Here is a 17,186-nt window from a genome sequence, read left to right on the forward strand (position 1 = left end):
GCCGCGGCGTCGTCAGCGGCGCGTCTGCGACAGGGCCCAGTGGGCTCGGGCGAGACCGCCGAGCGGCGCTCGCGTCAGGATGGCGGCATCCGATTCGCTCAGGATGCCGCCGTCGACCGCCATGCGCAATGCGGTGGCGATGTCTTCTCGCGCCCGCTCCTGTCGCGCGGCCGGCAGCGCGCCGACGGCGGCGCGCAGGGCCTCGACTCCCGTCCGCGGAGTCGGCGACCCTCCGGCGCGACGCCCGGCTCGGACGATGGCGGCGACGGTGATGGCGGACGCGATGCCCTGCACGGCGAAGGCGGCGATGGTGAGGCCGGGGGCACCGGCGTCATCGGAGCGCAGCGCGACGATGAGGATCGCGAACGCGGCGAAGAGCACCGAGATGGCATTGATGGACAGCTGGGAACCGCTCGCCTCGGCGCGCCCGCTCGCCAGCTGCCGCCACAGCACCGGACGCGATGCCGCCGCCACGATCGCCAGCGCAGCGGCGACGAGTGTCGGCACGGTCAGGTCGGATGCCGTTCGGGCGGGGATCACGACGACCCCGGCGGCGATGATCGGCAGAAACTCCAGCAGTGCGACGCCCAGTGAGCGGAACATCGACCCGCGGCCGACCGGGCGGCGGCGCTCTTCGTCCGACGCGTCCAGCAGATCCTGGACCGCCGGTTCGTCGGCGAAGGCGGCGCGCTCGATCAGCGCGGCGTCGAATCCGCGCCCGGACTCCACGAGTTCGCGGGCCGCGGACGCGGCGGAGCTCTCACGCATCGTCTTCTACTCTCATCGACTGGGCCAGCGTCCGCAGCGGCTCCTCCACCACACCGACCATGGTCGTGGTCGTCGGGTCGCTCAGCAGGCGCACCGCGCACAGTTCGCCGGAGACGAGGATACCGATCCCGGCCGGGACCGGTGCGCCGGGCGTATCCGGGCCCGCCGCAATGAAGCGAACCACCACGCCCGCGCCGATGCCGGGGACAGTGATCTCCTCGACGGTCGGCGCCATCGCCAGCGGAATGTCTCCGAGGAGGGCTGCGACGACGTCCTGGTCGGCCGCGAGCGGCGGGCGCACCTCGGCTCGCACCAGAAGGGCGACCGGGGCCGCTCCGGGCCAGAACTGCACCCCGAACCCCGTGCTCGGGTCGAGGGCGGCACGCGCCGCATGCGCGATCGCGACGGCGGCTTCCCGGTCTGACGGGGCCATCGGCGATGCGGCGAATCTCGCCGCCGTCTCCCGCTCCCATTCGGTCGTCGCCTGACCTGGGGCGAGGTGGTTCGGGATGTGCAGCCATACCCGCGGGTCGGGCGATACGGTGAGTCTCACCTCGTGCTCCAGTGCAGCGTCGACACGACCGCGTCGCTCAGCTCGAACATTCCGGCGACAAGCGGGTGCGAGCGCGGAACGGACCCATCGGCCGGCGCGACCGCCACCGCCACCAGATGCAGCGCCTCTCGGCGCTCCGTCCCCGGGATCGGCGTCAGATACGTAGTGGTGTACTGGCGGGCTCGTTCGGTTCCGAGGGCGAGGGTTGACTCTGACTCCCAGCGCACGAAGCGGCGATCGTCACGCAGAGCGGTCGCGCCGCGGGTGCGTATCAGATCCGCAACTTGAGCATCGAGCGTCTTCTGAGCGGTAGCCTCGCGGACGCTCGCAGTGATGGACAGCGGTAGTAGGAGGTCGTTGGACCAGGCGCGGGTCTGAATGTAGAAGCGCTCGGTGCCGGTCGCGCGCATCTTCGAGAATGCCCTCGTGGTGATCGCGCGCAGCTGGGCCGCTAATTCCGGCCGGTGCGCTGCACTGAGTCGCTCCGAAGCCCGGCCCATCAGCGCGGCCTGTGCGGCTTGCGTCGTGGTGAACTCCTCCCAGCCGTCGGGAAGTACGACAGAGAACTCCGGGTACGACTGTCCCAGCACATCGGCGCGCAATCTGTTCATCGGTGGGGACTCCTCATGCCGTGCTCAGGATCGGGCAAGCTCAGCCTCCCACGTATCGACGGGCGATGAGGCCTCACTGATCACGTCGTACGTTGCCAATGCGATCTGGCCCGGGGTGTTGGCGATCCAGCCGTAGTGCCCGGCGACCGTTCCCACGACGCCCCAGCCGCCCGTGCTGAGGGCATCGTTCGCGTTCGCAGCGAAACCGTGTCCCATGAGGCGGGCGGCGACGTCGTCCATCGCCGACGAGCCACGCATGGCGGTAGTGAAGGACGTCCATCCGCCCGCCCCGAAGGTGCGCGCGGTGCTGAAGGTATCGCCGAATCGAGAGAAGGCCAGGGCGAAGTCCGTGCGTCCGGCTGTCGTCCCGAGGCCCCCGATCAGGTCGCTTCCGACCGCCGTGAAGCCCGATCGCGCGCCGCCGGCGAACTTGGCGAGGCTCCCGAACGGGATGACGCCGATCACCGCGACCGCAATCTCGAACGGATCCGAGTTGCCGCGTCCGGCTTTGTACAGCGTCAGACCCAGGGTGACCAGGGCGACGATCGCGCCGAGAGCGGCGATGATCGGTCCGCCGATGACGAAAGCCGCCACCGCGAGCGCGATCCCCACCCATTGGAGTACGACGAGCGCGCCTTCGACGAACCCGTCGAAGTCGTCCCAGCCGCTGTCCTGGATACCGCCGGAAGTAGCCGTGCCGATGCGTGATGCGGCCAGCTCGAAGGCGCTCTCCCAGGTGTCGTAGGCGGAATCGTAGGTCTCGGCCTCCGAGACGAACTCGGCATGTGCATTGGTCTGGGCGGTGAGGGCCTGCGCAACGTCACGTTCGTGAGCGAGCTCCGCCGCGCTGGGCCCAGGGTCGTCGGGCGTCGGAGAGGGAAAGAGCGGAGCCGATCCCGCCGTCTCGTCGTAGTTCTGCTGCGCGCGGACGTAAGCGTCCCAGGCGGCCTGGCAGCGTTCGACGATCGGACGCATCGACTGCTGCACATCGCTGAGCGATTCGCCATACTCTCGAACTGCTGCGCCCGTCGGCTCGTAGCGTTCACCGGCGAGACGCAACTCTTCGTGGATCTCGCCGACCACCTCGCGGATCTTCTCGATCGACAGACCCCGCTGACCATCGGCGCCGTCGGCGATCGCCTCGAGCACTCCCGCCGCGCCGATCATCTGCGCCCCTAAGTCCTCGATCTCCCCGCCGCGCCGAACCACGGCGGCGGCGTCACCGGTGACGACGGAGATCTCTCGTCCGCGGGGGGATGGCGCCATGTCGCGTGCGCCGAATCCGTACCCGCTCATGAGGCCCTCGGCATCGTCGCAGCCTCGTTGCGCTCGACCTGAGTGGACCGAGAGGCCTCGACATCCCACTCGGCCCAGCCGCGTCCCGTGCTCTCGACCCGTTCCTGGATCTTCATCAGATCCTCGCGGAGTCCGCGGCGGCGATCATTCCAGCCGCTCTCGAACTCCGACGACGCGTCTCGAAGGCGGGTCTTGCCGTACGGCGTACCTACGGAGTCCTCAAGGTCGTCGGCGCGTTCCTCCGCCTTCTCGAATTCGACGATGATCTGCTTCAACGACCCGTTGAGTTCGTTGAGCACGTCATAAGTGACGATGACATCCGACATGGCGCTCCCCTCTGCTTGCGTTGACAGTGTATTCAGGAGCACCAGACCTCTCGATGGGGAGCACTCCCCATCTCGGGTGACGGATCGACCGTCAGCAGGGTCTGACCCGCACCCCGTCAGCCGGTGAGCGCCCGCACCGACGCGTAGCCGTCGGCCGCGACCGTCGGCACCGACGGCGGAGCACCGAACATGCGGGTCGCCCGCTCGTCCGGCGTCCATCGCGGCCAGCCCGGGGCGCCGGTCCGCACAAACGACACGGCGGCACCGTGCATCGCATCGGCCAGCTCCTGCGGCGGGTGCGGCCCCGCGAGCTTCGCAACGCCGTCGGCGTCGAGGACGTCCCACCAGAACGGCACATCGAGGCAGTGCAGCGCCCAGCGCTTGGTCGGGGAGGGCCAGCTGAACCGGTAGGCCCACGTCGACGAGCCGCTTCGTGCCCGGGCGACGAGCGGCACGGTGTCGCGGAAGATGCGGTCGGTGGCGTAACGGCCAAGGAACGCGGCGGTGCCGAGTCGTCGCTGCGCGCGGTTGTCGCGGATGTAGCGCCAGCGCATCGCGTGGCCGACCCCGAGGGCGGCCAATGCGAGCGCCGGCGGGACGAAACGCAACGGGCCGGCGACCCCGTCGGTGATCATCGTGAACTCGTCGTCGGTGGTGCCGAGCACGAGCGTCTTGTCCGCGCCGACGCCGGCCGCGAGGGCGTCGAGGGTGGGGCGCGGGATGAGCTCGCCGTCGACGACCGGACCCCACGTGAGCCCTTCGGCGAGCCGCGAGCGCACCGAGGCGATGATGCTGCCGTGCCGCTCCGACTCGAGAGCGTGCTGCGCCGTGAGCACCGTGAGCTCGTCGACGCCGGCGAACGCCTCGCGTGTCGGGGCGATGCCGAGGCGCGCGGCGAGCCGGCCTGTCGCCGTCGCGGCCCGGGCGGGCGGCACGTTCGTCAGGGCCGCCGAGATCGCCAGCACACGGCGGAACAGGTGTTGAGCATCCGGCATCCCGAGCAGGGTGAGCACCGCGCCGCCGCCCGCGGACTGCCCGGCGATCGTGACATCATCCGGATCCCCGCCGAAGGCGGACACGTTCGCCCGCACCCATTCGAGGGCGGCGATCCAGTCGCGCACCGCGCGGTTCGTCGGGGCTCCGGGAAGGAGGCCGAAGCCGTCGAAGCCCAGCCGGTACGAGACCGTCACCACGACGATGCCCGCCCGCGCGAACGAGCCGCCGTCGTACCAGGGGCTCGCGGGCGAACCCTGCACGAAGGCTCCGCCGTGGATGTAGACGAGCACCGGATGCCGTGCGCCGCCTGGCTCGGTGGGCGAGTCCGGCGCGAACACGTTGACCGACAGGGTGTCGTCGCCGGGGATCGATGGCTCGGGGATGAGGGTGTCGCCGTCGTCCCCGCGCTGCGGCGTGGGGCCGTACGCGGTCGCGTCGCGGACGCCGTCCCACGGCTCGACGGGCGCGGGCTCGGCGAACCGCAGCGTGCCTGTCGGGGCCTTCGCGTACGGGATGCCGAGGAACGCGAGAGTGCCGTCGGGGCGACGCGTGCCGCGCACCTCACCGGTGGAGAGGGGTGCCGAGACGCTCGCTGTCACGATCCGAAGCTAGCGGACTCGGCGGCGCCTCGGTGAGGCGGCTGCGGGTCAGGCGATGCGGCGGACCTGCACCGTGATCCGGTCGACGGTCGGATGCTGCACGCAGAGTTCGTCGGCGACGGCGCGGGCCACCTCGGGCGTGCGCGCGGATGCGGCGACGGAGATCGCGGCGGCCGCGGTCACCACCTCGCCGTCGGTCGAGACGAGGATGTCGTTCGTCGGAGCCGCCGCTTCTCGGTGGAGCGCCGTGGCCGCAGCTCCGAGCACGCGGGTCAGCGGCGGGCGCGGATCGTGCACGGCGCTGACCCCGGGCACCTCGACGAGGGGGCGCGGAGCCGACGGGTCGACGACGGAGACGGGCTCGATCATGCGATGTCCTTGGGCGGGAAGGGACGGTGGAGGTCTTCGACGGTGACGTCGACGGCGGTGATGTTCAGCTCGGTGTGCTGGGCGAGCGCCTCGGACACCGCTCGGCGGACCGCTCCGGCAGCGGTCGGCAGCGACTCGCCCCAGGCGACCGACGCGGTGATGTCGACGGCGATCGGCGCATCGGGCACCTCGACGTCGCCGACGATGCGCGAATGGCCGATGAAGACGCCGTCGATCGCGTCGCCGCTGGCGCGGATGAGCGCTTGCACGGCTCCCTCGGTGACGGTCATCGAGACCCGCGGATCGGGATGCGACAGCGGGATCGAGCGACCGGCTCGCAGCTCGGCGCGCACGGCGTCCATCACACCGTGGAACCAGTTCTCCGAGGGCTCGGGCATCTCGGCGGCATCCGCCGCGATGAGGTCACGTGACAACCGCCCCGCCCGTTCGAGGGCATCGAGTGCGTTGAGGCAGTCGGGACAGGTCTCGATCTCGGGGTCGTACGGCGAGCGACCGCTGTCGAGGTAGTCGCTGATCTCGTCGATCGTCTTGCCGCACTCGAGAGTCATGTCGGCGGCATCCATCAGCGCCACCCCGCCATCTGAATCGTGATGCTGGCGCGGGCGCGGGACAGGTTTCCTCGAACGGTGCTGAGAGGGAGGTTCATCTCTTCTGCGATCTCGGTATAGCTGAGCGACCCGACTTCTCGGAGCAGCCAGCAGCGGCGTTGGGCTTCCGGCAGCGCATCGAGTGCAAGAGAGAGCGCTTGCAACTGTGCGTTGCGGATGGCAGCGGCCTCGGGAAGGAGGCCCGCCTCCGCGGCTCTGTCGAATCCGTCCAGTGTGTCATGGTCGGGGCGCTTCCTGAGATGCGCGTACGCCTCGCGGCTCGCGATCTTCATGAGCCACGCCTTCACGGCGTTCGGGTCGCGCAGGGTGGACAGCTGCCGCCATGCGGTGAGGAAGGCCTCCTGCACGACGTCGTCGGTCTCCGAGAGGGTGCCGACGATGCGGTACACGTAGGCGCGCACGAGGCGGGAGTGACGGTGGAGGAGGACATCGAACGCGTCGGCGTCGCCGGATGCCGCGCGGGCGGCGAGGATGCCGTCGGGCGCGGCCTGCAGGTCGGCGTTCGACCCGCTGTCTTCGGCTCGCATCGTTCCCCCAGAAAACTTCTCGAACTTTTTTGTGACGAATCCGGATGAGCCGCCCTCTTATCTGTAGAGCGAACGTAACGCTCACCGAATGACGAGCCGAGAGCTTGCATCGGACAACGCAGACAGATAAGGAAACGTCATGGCTGAGGACCAGAAGAACACCGCCCCCGCTGCTGAGACCACGAAGTCGCAGGCCGCCGCGCCGCAGGCTTCGCGCGTCGACCGCACGTTCTCGTCGTCGCGCGTCCCGGCCGACACCGACGCCGCGGGCAAGACGACGATCGCCGACGGCGTCGTCGCGAAGGTCGCCGGCATCGCGGCGCGTGAGGTCGCCGGTGTCTACGCGCTCGGTGGCGGCGGAGCACGCGCCTTCGGTGCGATCCGCGACGCCATCAACGCCACCGACCTGTCGCAGGGCGTGAAGGTGGAGGTCGGCGAGACCCAGGCCGCCGCCGACCTCACGATCGTCGTCGAGTACCCGGCGCCGATCCAAGAGGTCGCCGACAACGTCCGCGCCGCCGTCGCCGGTGCCATCAGCCGTCTCGTGGGCCTCGAGGTCGTCGAGGTCAACGTCGAGGTCAACGACGTGCACATCGCCGGCGCTGACGACGACGACAACGAGTCCGAGTCGCGCGTCGCATGAGTGCCACCGTCTCGGGTGCGCTGATCGGCGCCATCCTCGCCGCCGCCGCCCTGTTGTTCGGCTTCTGGGGATTCCTCCTCGTCGCCCTCTTCATGGCGATCGGCGCGGCGGTCGGTCGCATCGCGTCCGGCAAGCTCGACGTCCGCGGGCTGGCCGACGTGCTGACAGGTCGGCGCACCTCGTCATGACCGTTGCAGAGGCCATCCGTCCCGGTGGCGGCGTCACGGCCGCCGCCGGCGGGGCGTCCGGTCTCGCCGGACGGGTCGATGTGCGCGAGCGCGTGGTGCGGAAGGTCTCGGAACAGATCGCATCCCAGGTCATCGGAGTGGACGTCGACCGCGTGTCGGTCACGGCATCCGATCACCGGGGTGGGGTGGCCGTCCGCATCCAGGCGCCGTTCCCCGTCCCGTCGCTCGACGACACCGAAGCGGTACGAGCCGCCGGAGTCGTCGTCGACATCGCCCGTGAGGCCCAGCACCGCGTGCAGGAAGAGCTCGGCCGCGTGCTGGGTAAACCCGTCACCCGCGTCGACATCACCGTCACCGGTGCCACGACACCCGCAAGGAGGAGAGTCCGATGAGCAGTCCCGTGCTGCGCCGCGTCGTGCGGCGTGAGACGCACTCGCCGCGCACCGTCGCGATGATCATCGCCGTCGTCCTCGTCATCCTCGCGCTGATCTACGTCGGCACGGAGATCGTGCTGAACCTCGCGGGTCAGCCGGCGCTTCTCCTCGGACCCGCCGCTGCCTTCGGGTGGGTCGTCGGTCTCCCGACGGAGGTTCCGGTCGGCGTCAGCGTCGCCATCGGCGCCGTCATCGCGGTGCTCGGCGTGGTCCTCGTGGTGCTCGCCGTCGCCCCGGGCCGCCTATCGAAGCACCAGCTCGTCGTCGGCGAGAGCGCCGTCGTCGCCGACAACGGCGTGATCGCCTCGGCGATCGCGCAGCGGGTCAGCGACGAGAGCGGACTGCCCCGCGACCAGGTGCGGGTCGGTGTCGGACACCGCTCGGTCGACGTGACCCTCACCCCTGCGGTGGGAGTCCCCGTCGACGAGACGCAGGTCCGCGCCATCGCGGATGCGGAGCTGGAGTCGTATCGACTCGCGTCGAAGCTGCGCACGGCGGTGCGGATCGAGCGGCCCCGCGAACAGGAGGAGAACGCATGAACAACACCAATCGCGCGGTCAACCGCACGATCCTCCTGATCCTGGGACTGGTGCTCGTCGTCGTCGGCGGCGGAATCATCGCCGGCGCGGTGTGGCCGGCGGCCGCCGACACCTGGACCTCGGTCGGATCCGGGGCCGAGGACTGGGCGAAGCAGGCGTGGGACGCCACCGTCATCGCGGGCACGAGCCTCACCTGGCTCGCCGTCGGCGTGCTCGCCGCGCTCGGGCTGCTGGTCGTGCTGCTGATCGTGCTGGTCGTGCGCAGCATCCACGGCCGCCGCCGGACCGCCCTCCGGGCGACCGGGGCGGAGAGCGACCTCGGCCGCATCACGGTCACGGAGGGCTTCGCGGCGGATGCGCTGAAGAACGCGCTGGCCGACCGCGACGAGATCCTCAGTGCCCGCGTCACCGCGAACGACATCAACAAGCAGCCCGTGCTGCACGTCAGCGTGACCCCGCGGCAGAACACCTCGCCGCTGCACGTGGCCGAGACCGTCGAACGTCTCGTCGGCAACCTCGGCACGCTGACGGGTCAGCAGCTCACGACCTACATCTCCATTCACACCGGGCTGCGCGCGAAGCTGGCGCACGACCAGCGCCGCCTGTCCTGAATCGCGCACGTCCACAGCCCCGCCCGCGGGGCGCCACCACCGAAAGAGAGGAGCCCATCATGGGTCTCGACGACAAGATCAAGAACGCCGCGCAGGACATCGCCGGCAAGGCGAAGGAAGCCATCGGCAAGGCGACAGACAACGACAAGCTCGAAGCCGAGGGCAAGGCCGATCAGGTCAAGGCCGAGGCGAAGAAGACGGGCGAAGACGTCAAGGACGCCTTCAAGTAAGCCGCGAGACTGCGGAGGGGGATGCCGTGTCGGCATCCCCCTCTTGTGGACTCGTCGCGTCAGCTGTCGCGGCGCGCGCCGGCCGACGGGCTGACGGGGAAGATCGTCGGGGTCGCGTACCCGGCGGTTGCGAACGCCTTCTCGACGGCATCGGCCACGTCGTCGACGGCGGCGGTCTCGATGAGTGCGATCGCCGCGCCGCCGAAGCCGCCGCCGGTCATACGCGCGCCGATGGCGCCGGCCGCGCGGGCGGTCTCGACGGCGAGGTCGAGCTCGGGGACGGAGATCTCGAAGTCGTCGCGCATCGAGGCGTGCGAGGCGTCCAGCAGCGACCCGATCGCTCGCGGCCCCTGCTCCCGGAGGATCTGCACCGTGTCGAGCACACGCTGGTTCTCGGTGACGATGTGGCGGACCCGGCGAAAAGTGACGTCGTCGAGCAGCTCGGCGGCACGGTCGAGGTCGCCGACCGACAGGTCGCGCAGCATCGGGACGCCCATGACCCGCGCGCCCTTCTCGCACGACGCGCGGCGCTCGCCGTAGCCGCCGGTGGAGTGCGCGTGCTTGACGTTGGTGTCCATGACCAGCAGGGTGAGCCCCGCGGCGGCGAAGCCGAGCTCGACCTCCTCCGTCTCGAGCGAACGGCAGTCGAGGAAGGTGGCGGCATCCGGCTCGCCGAGCATCGACGCCATCTGGTCCATGATCCCGGTGGGAGCGCCGACGGCCTCGTTCTCGGCGCGACGGCCGACCTGCGCGAGCGCCACGCGGTCGAGTCCGAGGTTCCACAGCTCGTTGAGCGCTGAGGCGGTGGCTCCCTCGATCGCGGCCGACGACGACAGGCCCGCGCCGACCGGCACGTTCGACGCGAACGCGAGATCGGCGCCGGTCAGCGCGGTCGGGTCTGCGCCGGCGGCCTGGATCAGCGCCCAGGCGACGCCGAGCGGGTATGCGGACCACTCGGGCACGGCGTGCTCGCCGCCCGTGGTCGGGAAGATCGCGTCGAGGTCGGCGATCGCCACGTCGACCGGCACCGTGTCGAACGTCGAGATGACGCGCAGCCGGCCGTCGTCGCGAGTAGCGAGCGCCACGTGCGTGCGGTGGGGCGTGGCGAAGGGGAACACGAAGCCGTCGTTGTAGTCGGTGTGCTCGCCGATGAGGTTGACGCGGCCGGGCGCCGACCACTCGCTCGTCGCGGTCGCGCCGAGCGAGGTCAGGAGGTCGCGCGCATCGGTGCGCGGATCGGTGTCGGTCACAGGGTCACTCCTTCTACGGCCCCGCGGATACGCGCGGCCGCGGTCTCGGGCGGGATGTCGCCGATCCAGGCGCCCATGGCCGCCTCGGAACCGGCGAGGAACTTGAGCTTGTCGGCGGCGCGGCGCGGGCTCGTGAGCTGCAGGTGCAGACGCGCGGTGTCGCGCGCATGGCGGACCGGAGCCTGGTGCCACGCGGCGATGTACGGCGTCGGGGTGTCGTACAGCGCGTCGATGCCGCGCAGCAGGCGCAGGTAGAGCGGGGCGAGTTCGTCTCGCTCGGCGTCGTTCGTCTCGGCGAAGTCGGCGACGTGCCGGTGGGGGAGCAGGTGCACCTCGATCGGCCAGCGCGCGGCGAACGGGACGAACGCCGTCCAGTGCTCGCCGCGGAGCACGACCCGCGGGCCCGCCTGCTCGAAGTCGAGGATGCGCTGGAACAGATCGGGAGCCGTGCGGTCGATCGAGTCGAGCAAGCGGGTCGTGCGGGGCGTGATGTAGGGGTAGGCGTAGATCTGCCCGTGCGGATGCGGCAGGGTGACGCCGATCGCCTCGCCGCGGTTCTCGAACGGGAACACCTGCTCGATGCCGGGGAGCGTCGAGAGCGCGGCCGTGCGGTCGGCCCACGCCTCGATGACGGTGCGGGCGCGCGTGACCGTCTGGGTGCCGAACGATCCGGCGTGCTCGGGAGAGAAGCACACGACCTCGGTGCGTCCGACGCTCGTGCGGGTGCGGCCGAGGCCGAGGTGGGCGAGGTCGTCGATGCCGCGGGGAGGATCGGATGCCGCGGGCGCGCCGCCGAACGCCTCGGCGAGGGCGGGACCGAACGACGGCGACTTGTTCTCGAAGACGGCGACGTCGTAGCGCGACGGGATCTCGGAGGGGTTGGTGGGTGTCTGCGGGGCGAGCGGGTCGAGCTCGGCCGGGGGCAGGAAGGCGCGGTTCTGCCGCGACGCGGCGATCGAGATCCAGTCACCCGTCAGGACGTCCTGCCGCATCGTCGCGGTCTCGGGGCGCGGGTCGAGGGAGCGGGCGTCGACCGCGCGCTCGGGGCCGAGCGCAGTATCGGGGTCGTCGTAGTAGATGAGCTCGCGGCCGTCGTCGAGTCGCGTGGAGCGTTTGACGATGCCCGCGCCGAGCGGCACGGCGAGAGGAGCGCTGATGTTCACGATAACACGCTACATTCCGGGCGTGATATCGTCAACACACCCGACGAGAGGACCGGCATGCGCGTGTCGATGGCCCAAGTGGCGGCCCACGCGGGCGTCTCGGCGCAGACCGTCTCGCGCGTGGCCAACGGCAGTCCGCGCGTCGACCCCGCGACGCGGGCCCGCGTCGAGGCATCCATGGCGGCGCTCGGCTACCGCATGCATCGCGCCGCCCGCGCCCTGCGCACCGGCCAGACCCGCACGATCGGCCTCGTCGTCTCGACGCTCGCCTCGGTCGGCAACTCCCGCATGCTGCAGGCCATCGCCGACGCGGCGAGCGAGCGCGACTACGCCCTCGCCGTGGTGACGGTCGCCGGGGCGCGTGACATCGCGGAGGCCTTCGCACAGCTGCGCGACCAGGGCGTCGACGGGGCGATCGTGCTCAACGAGGCGACGCGGCTCGCTCGTGACACCGCACCGCCCGCCGACCTGCGTCTCGTCGTCGTCGATTCGCCGCCCGACGACCGCTTCGCGATCGTGCAGACCGATCACGCCGGCGGCGCCCGGCAGGCGACGCGGCATCTGCTCGAGCTGGGGCACGCGACGGTGCACCACCTCGCCGGTCCCGAGGCGTCGTTCGCGGCGCAGGAGCGCGAGCGCGGCTGGCGCGAGGCGCTGATCGACGCGGATGCCGTCGCGCCCGAGGTCGTCCGCGGCGACTGGACCTCGCGCGGCGGTCACGCGGCGGGAGCGGGGCTCGCGGGCGCCACGGCGGTGTTCGCCGCCAACGACCAGATGGCGCTCGGCCTGCTGCGGGCGTTCAGCGACGCCGGTCGCGCTGTGCCGGACGACGTCGCGATCGTCGGGTTCGACGACGTCGTGGATGCCGCGGAGTACCGGCCTCCGCTGACGACCGTCCGCCAGGACTTCGACGCCCTCGGCGCCCGCGCCGTCGAGGCGCTCGTGGAGGTCATCGAGTCGGGCTCAACGGCCGCGTTGCGCACCGTTCCCACGGAACTCGTGGTCCGCGCGAGCACGGTACGCGGTCTCGCGGCGGAATGAGGCGCAGTTCGGGGTGTCCGACGCGGTTCGAACCGCGCGTCATCCCCGGAACTGCGCCTGATCCCCGCGCTCGGCGAGCGGGTCAGACGGATGCCGCGCGGCGGGCCTCCCAGCCGGTGCGCACCATCTCGTCGACCGAGTAGCGGTTGGCCCACTCGAGGTCGCGAGCGGCGAGCTCGCCGGTGGCGACGATGCGGTCGGGGTCGCCGGGGCGGCGGGGGCCGATTCGCGGGGTGAAGTCGATGCCCGTCACGCGGGCCATCGCGTCCATGATCTCGCGGACCGACAGGCCGTTCTGCGACCCCAGGTTGTAGGCCGGTTCGACGCTCTCGCCGGCGGCGAGGCGCTGGGCGGCGACGACGTGGGCCGCGGCGATGTCGGCGACGTGGACGTAGTCGCGCACGTTCGTACCGTCGTCGGTGTCGTAGTCGTCGCCGTTGATCTGCGGAGTCTCGCCGGCGATCAGCTTCTCGAAGACGATGGGGAAGAGGTTGTGGGGGCTCGTGTCGTAGACGGACGGGTCGCCCGAGCCCACGACATTGAAGTAGCGCAGCGAGGTGTGGCGCAGGGGTGCGGGGGAGTCCGCGGTCGCGACGGCCTGATCGCGCAGGAGCCACTCGCCGATGAGCTTCGACTCGCCGTAGGGCGACGCGGGACGCTTGGGCAGGTCCTCCGTGACGAGCGGCACGTCGGGGGTGCCGTAGACGGCGGCGCTGGAGGAGAAGACGATCTTGTCGACGCCCGCGGTCTCCATCGCCTCGAGCACGATCCGCGTGCCCTCGACGTTCTGCGCGTAGGTGTGCAGGGGGCGGGTCACCGAGACTCCGGCGTACTTGTAGCCGGCGACGTGGATGACGCCCTCGACGCCGTGCTCGCGCAGCGCGCCCTCGACGAGCGGACGGTCGAGGATCGAGCCGCGGACGAACGGCACGCCCTCGGGGACGAACCCCGCGTGCCCGCTCGACAGATCGTCGAGGACGACGGGGTCGAGACCCGCCGCGGCGAGGGCGCGCACGACATGCGCGCCGATGTATCCAGCACCACCGGTGACCATCCAGCTCATGACATCCATCCTGCCCGATCGCGGCGGGGCTCCCTCACGCTCACTCCTCGCGGTGGCCGAGGTCGGGCGCGGCGACGAACGCGGCGACGGGCTCGACGACGTGCTCGAGCTCGACGACGACGATATCGTTCGCCCCGGCGCGGGTGGCGGGTGCGGGCACGTACAACGTGCGCTGCGGGCCGTTGCGCCAGTACCGGCCGAGGAAGAACCCGTTCACGAACGCGTAGCCCTTGCTCCAGGCATCCGTGTCGAGGAAGAGGTCGGCGGGCTCGTCGAGGTCGAACGTGCCCACGAGGCCGGTGCGGCCCGCCGTCGTCTGCTCGGACGCAGCGGGGATGCGGGCGGCGACGCCCGCGAGGTCGACGGGCTGCGCCGTCCAGCCGGAGAGCTCGTGTCCGCCGAGGGTCACGAGGCCGACGAGGCCCTTGTTCTCGCCGAGACGGACGTCGTAGTTCACGCGGCCCTGGTCCTCGACGAGCACCGTCAGCCGCGACCCGCGGGGGATCGGCAGCGACCGCTCGTGCAGCGCGCGCTGCAGGCGGCCGATCGGCGCGCCGTCGACCGCGACCCAGGCGAGGTCGCGGACCTCCGCGAAGGCGAGCACGGCGCTGTCGGCGTCGGCGAACGCTTCGGCGGGCAGGGTGACGTCGTAGCGCACGAGGGGTCCGAGCTGCCCGAGCTGCTCGAACGTGGGGGGAGTGACCGCCGCGCCCGCGCCGGTACCCGCGGCAGCATCCGCCGCGGGCAGCCAGTCACCCGTGGTCCGCAGCGGGACCGACAGGACGGGAGCCGCAGGCCGCGCAGGCGGCACCTCGTCGGGCACCGGGGCGTACCGGGCGATGACCTCGCGGAACGCGTGGTACTTCTCGGTCGGGTGGCCCGATTCGTCCAGCGGAGCGTCGTAGTCGTACGAGGTGACGATGGGGGCGTAGCGGCCCTTGTCGTTTGCGCCGTTCGTGGTGCCGAAGTTCGTGCCGCCGTGGAGCATGTAGATGTTCACCGACGCTCCGGCGGCGAGCAACGCGTCGAGCTCGGATGCCGAGGCCGCGGCATCCGTGGTGTGGTGCACCCCGCCCCACCAGTCGAACCAGCCGTCCCAGAACTCCGAGCACATGAGCGGGCCGGTCGGCTGGTGCTCGCGCAGGGTCGCGAGGCGCTCGGTCGCGCGCGAGCCGAACGATCCGGTCGTGTGCAGGTCGGGCAGCGTGCCGGCCGCGAGCATATGCGGCTCGGGCTGGTCGACCGTCGTCAGCGGCACGGTGATGTCGCAGGCGCGGGTGAGCTCGGTGAGTGCGCGGAGGTAGTCGTGGTCCGAGCCGTAGGCGCCGTACTCGTTCTCGATCTGGACGAGCACGACGTTGCCGCCGCGATCGATCTGACGCGGCGCCACGATCTCGTAGACGCGCCGCAGGTACGTGCTCACCGCTTCGACGTACTGCGGCTCGGAGCGGCGCAGCCCGATGCCGGGCGTGCTCGTGAGCCACACCGGCAGGCCGCCGTTGTGCCACTCGGCGCAGATGTACGGGCCGGGGCGCACGATCGCGTGCATGCCCTCCGCCGCGATGAGGTCGAGGAAACGCCCCAGGTCGTTCCAGCCCGTGGCATCCCATTCGCCGCGCACCGGCTCGTGGGCGTTCCAGGCGACGTAGGTCTCGATGGTGTTGAGCCCCATGAGCCGCGCCTTGCGGATGCGGTCGGCCCAGTGCTCCGGGTGAATGCGGAAGTAGTGCAGGGCTCCCGCGATGACCCGGTGGGGGCGCCCGTCGAGGAGGAAGTCGGTCTCGCCGATGCTGAAGGTCGTCACGGGGTCACTCGATTCGTTCCGGGGTTCAGGCGCACGGTCACGCGCGCCCAGGAGAGCGGGGGAAGGGTCAGGGTCACGGCATCATCGCTGACGTCGACGGCGAGGGATGCCGGCGCGACGGGCTGCGACGACGCGCTGTTGACGGTGTGCCGGTCGCCGCCGGCGGGGACGGTCAGCACGAGCGCCTCCGCGCCCGCGGCCGAGCGGCCGAGATCGATCGTGACGGGTGTCTCTGCGTCGAGCCCGCGGTGCACGAGGAAGATCGACAGCTCGTCGCCGGCGATCGTCGCAACGGCGTCGACGGCGCCCACGTCGCCGTAGCGCGCGGTCGGGATGACGCCGGTGTCGATGACCGGCACCACGACGTGGCCGGATGCCGCGGCCGCGGTCAGCTGGAAGGGGAAGAAGGTGGTCTGCCGCCAGGCCGCGCCGCCCGGCTCGGTGCGGATCGGCGCGATGACGTTGACGAGCTGCGCGAGATTCGCCATCGAGACGCGGTCGGCGCGGCGGAGCATCGTGATGAGGAGGGACCCGACGACGACGGCATCCGTGACGGTGTAGTCGTCCTCGATGAGGCGCGGGGCGACGGGCCAGTCGCCCGTGAACACCTCGGGCTTGTCGACCTCGTTCCAGCGGGTCTGGTTCCAGACGTTCCACTCGTCGACGCTGATGCCGATGGGGTCGGTGATGCCGCGCTCGGCGCGCACCTCGTCGATGATGCCGGCGACCTCGCCGATGTAGGCGTCGAGCGCGGCGCCGGAGGCGAGGAAGCTCGCGGGGTCGCCCGGGGTCTCCTCGTAGTAGGCGTGCACGGAGATGTGGTCGACGAGTCCCGCGGTGTGACGGAGCACGGTGCGCTCCCACTCGCCGAAGGTCGGCATCTCGTGGTTCGAGCTGCCCGCGGCGACGAGCTCGATCTCGGGATCGATGAACCGCATGAGTCGGGCGCTCTCGGCGGCGAGGCGGCCGTACTCGTCGGCCGTCTTGTGCCCGATCTGCCAGGGGCCGTCCATCTCGTTGCCCAGGCACCAGAGCCGGATGCCGAAGGGCTCGGCGCGCCCGTTCTCGCGGCGGCGCTCCGACAGCGCGGTGCCGCCCGGGTGATTGGCGTACTCGAGCAGGTCGGCGGCCTCGGCGACGCCGCGCGTGCCGAGGTTCACGGCCTCCATGAGCTCGAGCCCCGCCTGCTCGGCCCACGCGGCGAACTCGTGCAGCCCGACCTGGTTGGTCTCGGTGCTGTGCCATGCGGCATCCAGGCGCACGGGGCGCCGGTCGCGCGGGCCGACGCCGTCCTCCCACCGGTAGCCCGAGACGAAGTTGCCCCCGGGATAGCGCACGACGGTCGCGCCCAGCTCACGCACGAGCTCGAGGACGTCGGCGCGGAAGCCGGCGTCGTCGGCCGTGGCGTGACCCGGCTCGAAGATGCCGTCGTAGACGCAGCGGCCCATGTGCTCGACGAAGGTGCCGAAGAGTCGGCGCGGGACAACGGGCCCGGGTGCGGCCGTGTCGAGCGAGATGCGGGTGGGGGAGGTCATTGCTCTTCTCC

At 71.1% G+C, this 17,186-nt stretch carries 21 protein-coding genes; 7 read left to right on the forward strand and 14 right to left on the reverse strand.

Annotation, left to right across the window (positions count from 1 at the left end; all coding sequences use genetic code 11):
- Positions 1-12: 12 nt before the first annotated feature.
- The 9 genes from O1W71_RS07005 to O1W71_RS07045 form a co-directional block, all read right to left on the reverse strand.
- Complete coding sequence (locus O1W71_RS07005) at positions 13-768, reverse strand: hypothetical protein (RefSeq protein ID WP_269267140.1); 756 nt, start codon at positions 766-768, stop codon at positions 13-15.
- Complete coding sequence (locus O1W71_RS07010) at positions 761-1,321, reverse strand: hypothetical protein (protein WP_269267141.1); 561 nt, start codon at positions 1,319-1,321, stop codon at positions 761-763. The genes O1W71_RS07005 and O1W71_RS07010 overlap by 8 nt, the downstream gene beginning before the upstream one ends.
- The gene (locus O1W71_RS07015) at positions 1,318-1,923 is read right to left on the reverse strand and encodes a hypothetical protein (protein ID WP_269267142.1); all 606 of its coding nucleotides are present in this window, start codon (positions 1,921-1,923) and stop codon (positions 1,318-1,320) included. The genes O1W71_RS07010 and O1W71_RS07015 overlap by 4 nt, the downstream gene beginning before the upstream one ends.
- Before the next feature lie 33 nt (positions 1,924-1,956).
- Complete coding sequence (locus tag O1W71_RS07020; protein WP_269267143.1) at positions 1,957-3,228, reverse strand: hypothetical protein; 1,272 nt, start codon at positions 3,226-3,228, stop codon at positions 1,957-1,959.
- Positions 3,225-3,554: a hypothetical protein gene (locus O1W71_RS07025; RefSeq protein ID WP_112616319.1), complete on the reverse strand. Its 330-nt coding sequence runs from the start codon at positions 3,552-3,554 to the stop codon at positions 3,225-3,227. The genes O1W71_RS07020 and O1W71_RS07025 overlap by 4 nt, the downstream gene beginning before the upstream one ends.
- Before the next feature lie 116 nt (positions 3,555-3,670).
- Positions 3,671-5,149 carry a carboxylesterase/lipase family protein gene (locus O1W71_RS07030; RefSeq protein WP_269267144.1) on the reverse strand — a complete coding sequence of 493 codons (1,479 nt, stop codon included), beginning with the start codon at positions 5,147-5,149 and terminating at the stop codon, positions 3,671-3,673.
- A 48-nt stretch (positions 5,150-5,197) separates the two neighbouring features.
- Positions 5,198-5,518, reverse strand: a complete 321-nt coding sequence (locus tag O1W71_RS07035) for a hypothetical protein (protein ID WP_269267145.1) — start codon at positions 5,516-5,518, stop codon at positions 5,198-5,200.
- Entirely contained in the window at positions 5,515-6,102 is a 588-nt protein-coding gene (locus O1W71_RS07040; RefSeq protein WP_269267528.1) for an Asp23/Gls24 family envelope stress response protein, read from the reverse strand. The genes O1W71_RS07035 and O1W71_RS07040 overlap by 4 nt, the downstream gene beginning before the upstream one ends.
- Positions 6,102-6,674, reverse strand: coding sequence for an RNA polymerase sigma factor (locus tag O1W71_RS07045; protein ID WP_112616327.1), 573 nt, complete (start codon positions 6,672-6,674; stop codon positions 6,102-6,104). The genes O1W71_RS07040 and O1W71_RS07045 overlap by 1 nt, the downstream gene beginning before the upstream one ends.
- A 139-nt stretch (positions 6,675-6,813) precedes the next feature.
- Between O1W71_RS07045 and O1W71_RS07050 the strand changes: the two genes are divergently transcribed.
- From O1W71_RS07050 to O1W71_RS07075, 6 genes are read left to right on the forward strand one after another with little or no spacing between them, the layout of a single operon-like run.
- Positions 6,814-7,317 (forward strand): Asp23/Gls24 family envelope stress response protein, encoded by a 504-nt coding sequence (locus tag O1W71_RS07050; RefSeq protein ID WP_114589121.1) that lies wholly within the window; start codon positions 6,814-6,816, stop codon positions 7,315-7,317.
- The gene (locus O1W71_RS07055; protein WP_023952539.1) at positions 7,314-7,505 is read left to right on the forward strand and encodes a DUF2273 domain-containing protein; all 192 of its coding nucleotides are present in this window, start codon (positions 7,314-7,316) and stop codon (positions 7,503-7,505) included. The genes O1W71_RS07050 and O1W71_RS07055 overlap by 4 nt, the downstream gene beginning before the upstream one ends.
- Entirely contained in the window at positions 7,502-7,897 is a 396-nt protein-coding gene (locus tag O1W71_RS07060; protein WP_269267146.1) for a hypothetical protein, read from the forward strand. The genes O1W71_RS07055 and O1W71_RS07060 overlap by 4 nt, the downstream gene beginning before the upstream one ends.
- Entirely contained in the window at positions 7,894-8,478 is a 585-nt protein-coding gene (locus tag O1W71_RS07065) for a DUF6286 domain-containing protein (protein ID WP_269267147.1), read from the forward strand. Before O1W71_RS07060 ends, O1W71_RS07065 begins: the two co-directional genes overlap by 4 nt.
- Positions 8,475-9,089 carry a hypothetical protein gene (locus tag O1W71_RS07070; RefSeq protein WP_269267148.1) on the forward strand — a complete coding sequence of 205 codons (615 nt, stop codon included), beginning with the start codon at positions 8,475-8,477 and terminating at the stop codon, positions 9,087-9,089. The genes O1W71_RS07065 and O1W71_RS07070 overlap by 4 nt, the downstream gene beginning before the upstream one ends.
- Positions 9,090-9,148: 59 nt before the next feature.
- Positions 9,149-9,319: a CsbD family protein gene (locus tag O1W71_RS07075; RefSeq protein ID WP_023952533.1), complete on the forward strand. Its 171-nt coding sequence runs from the start codon at positions 9,149-9,151 to the stop codon at positions 9,317-9,319.
- A 59-nt stretch (positions 9,320-9,378) separates the two neighbouring features.
- Here the strand turns inward: O1W71_RS07075 and galK are convergent, their stop codons facing one another.
- Together galK and galT are read right to left on the reverse strand one after the other, a co-directional pair.
- Positions 9,379-10,569, reverse strand: coding sequence for a galactokinase (gene galK, locus O1W71_RS07080; RefSeq protein ID WP_442923982.1), 1,191 nt, complete (start codon positions 10,567-10,569; stop codon positions 9,379-9,381).
- Positions 10,566-11,732 (reverse strand): galactose-1-phosphate uridylyltransferase, encoded by a 1,167-nt coding sequence (gene galT / locus O1W71_RS07085; protein WP_269267149.1) that lies wholly within the window; start codon positions 11,730-11,732, stop codon positions 10,566-10,568. Before galT ends, galK begins: the two co-directional genes overlap by 4 nt.
- Before the next feature lie 57 nt (positions 11,733-11,789).
- Here galT and O1W71_RS07090 point away from each other — a divergent pair, with 57 nt between their 5' ends.
- Positions 11,790-12,773, forward strand: coding sequence for a LacI family DNA-binding transcriptional regulator (locus O1W71_RS07090; protein WP_269267150.1), 984 nt, complete (start codon positions 11,790-11,792; stop codon positions 12,771-12,773).
- Between the two features lie 82 nt (positions 12,774-12,855).
- Here the strand turns inward: O1W71_RS07090 and galE are convergent, their stop codons facing one another.
- Genes galE through arfA form a run of 3 tightly spaced genes read right to left on the reverse strand, consistent with a single transcriptional unit; the run spans position 12,856 to position 17,175 of the window.
- Positions 12,856-13,836 carry a UDP-glucose 4-epimerase GalE gene (galE, locus tag O1W71_RS07095; RefSeq protein ID WP_269267151.1) on the reverse strand — a complete coding sequence of 327 codons (981 nt, stop codon included), beginning with the start codon at positions 13,834-13,836 and terminating at the stop codon, positions 12,856-12,858.
- A 40-nt stretch (positions 13,837-13,876) separates the two neighbouring features.
- A complete protein-coding gene (locus O1W71_RS07100; RefSeq protein WP_269267152.1) occupies positions 13,877-15,640 on the reverse strand; it encodes a glycoside hydrolase family 35 protein in 1,764 nt (587 codons plus the stop codon).
- Positions 15,637-17,175: an arabinosylfuranosidase ArfA gene (arfA, locus tag O1W71_RS07105; RefSeq protein ID WP_269267154.1), complete on the reverse strand. Its 1,539-nt coding sequence runs from the start codon at positions 17,173-17,175 to the stop codon at positions 15,637-15,639. Before arfA ends, O1W71_RS07100 begins: the two co-directional genes overlap by 4 nt.
- Positions 17,176-17,186 lie beyond the last annotated feature (11 nt).

The sequence above is a fragment of the Microbacterium sp. H37-C3 genome (assembly GCF_027157935.1).
GTDB lineage: Bacteria > Actinomycetota > Actinomycetes > Actinomycetales > Microbacteriaceae > Microbacterium > Microbacterium plantarum.

What these genes read in the sequence shown, in the direction of transcription:
- O1W71_RS07005 (WP_269267140.1), bottom strand. Translation starts at nt 768, where the DNA reads ATGCGTGAGAGCTCCGCCGCGTCCGCGGCCCGCGAACTCGTGGAGTCC.
- O1W71_RS07020 (WP_269267143.1), bottom strand. Translation starts at nt 3,228, where the DNA reads ATGAGCGGGTACGGATTCGGCGCACGCGACATGGCGCCATCCCCCCGC.
- O1W71_RS07025 (WP_112616319.1), bottom strand. Translation starts at nt 3,554, where the DNA reads ATGTCGGATGTCATCGTCACTTATGACGTGCTCAACGAACTCAACGGG.
- O1W71_RS07035 (WP_269267145.1), bottom strand. Translation starts at nt 5,518, where the DNA reads ATGATCGAGCCCGTCTCCGTCGTCGACCCGTCGGCTCCGCGCCCCCTC.
- O1W71_RS07040 (WP_269267528.1), bottom strand. Translation starts at nt 6,102, where the DNA reads ATGGATGCCGCCGACATGACTCTCGAGTGCGGCAAGACGATCGACGAG.
- O1W71_RS07045 (WP_112616327.1), bottom strand. Translation starts at nt 6,674, where the DNA reads ATGCGAGCCGAAGACAGCGGGTCGAACGCCGACCTGCAGGCCGCGCCC.
- O1W71_RS07050 (WP_114589121.1), top strand. Translation starts at nt 6,814, where the DNA reads ATGGCTGAGGACCAGAAGAACACCGCCCCCGCTGCTGAGACCACGAAG.
- O1W71_RS07055 (WP_023952539.1), top strand. Translation starts at nt 7,314, where the DNA reads ATGAGTGCCACCGTCTCGGGTGCGCTGATCGGCGCCATCCTCGCCGCC.
- O1W71_RS07060 (WP_269267146.1), top strand. Translation starts at nt 7,502, where the DNA reads ATGACCGTTGCAGAGGCCATCCGTCCCGGTGGCGGCGTCACGGCCGCC.
- O1W71_RS07065 (WP_269267147.1), top strand. Translation starts at nt 7,894, where the DNA reads ATGAGCAGTCCCGTGCTGCGCCGCGTCGTGCGGCGTGAGACGCACTCG.
- O1W71_RS07070 (WP_269267148.1), top strand. Translation starts at nt 8,475, where the DNA reads ATGAACAACACCAATCGCGCGGTCAACCGCACGATCCTCCTGATCCTG.
- O1W71_RS07075 (WP_023952533.1), top strand. Translation starts at nt 9,149, where the DNA reads ATGGGTCTCGACGACAAGATCAAGAACGCCGCGCAGGACATCGCCGGC.
- O1W71_RS07090 (WP_269267150.1), top strand. Translation starts at nt 11,790, where the DNA reads ATGCGCGTGTCGATGGCCCAAGTGGCGGCCCACGCGGGCGTCTCGGCG.
- galE (WP_269267151.1), bottom strand. Translation starts at nt 13,836, where the DNA reads ATGAGCTGGATGGTCACCGGTGGTGCTGGATACATCGGCGCGCATGTC.
- arfA (WP_269267154.1), bottom strand. Translation starts at nt 17,175, where the DNA reads ATGACCTCCCCCACCCGCATCTCGCTCGACACGGCCGCACCCGGGCCC.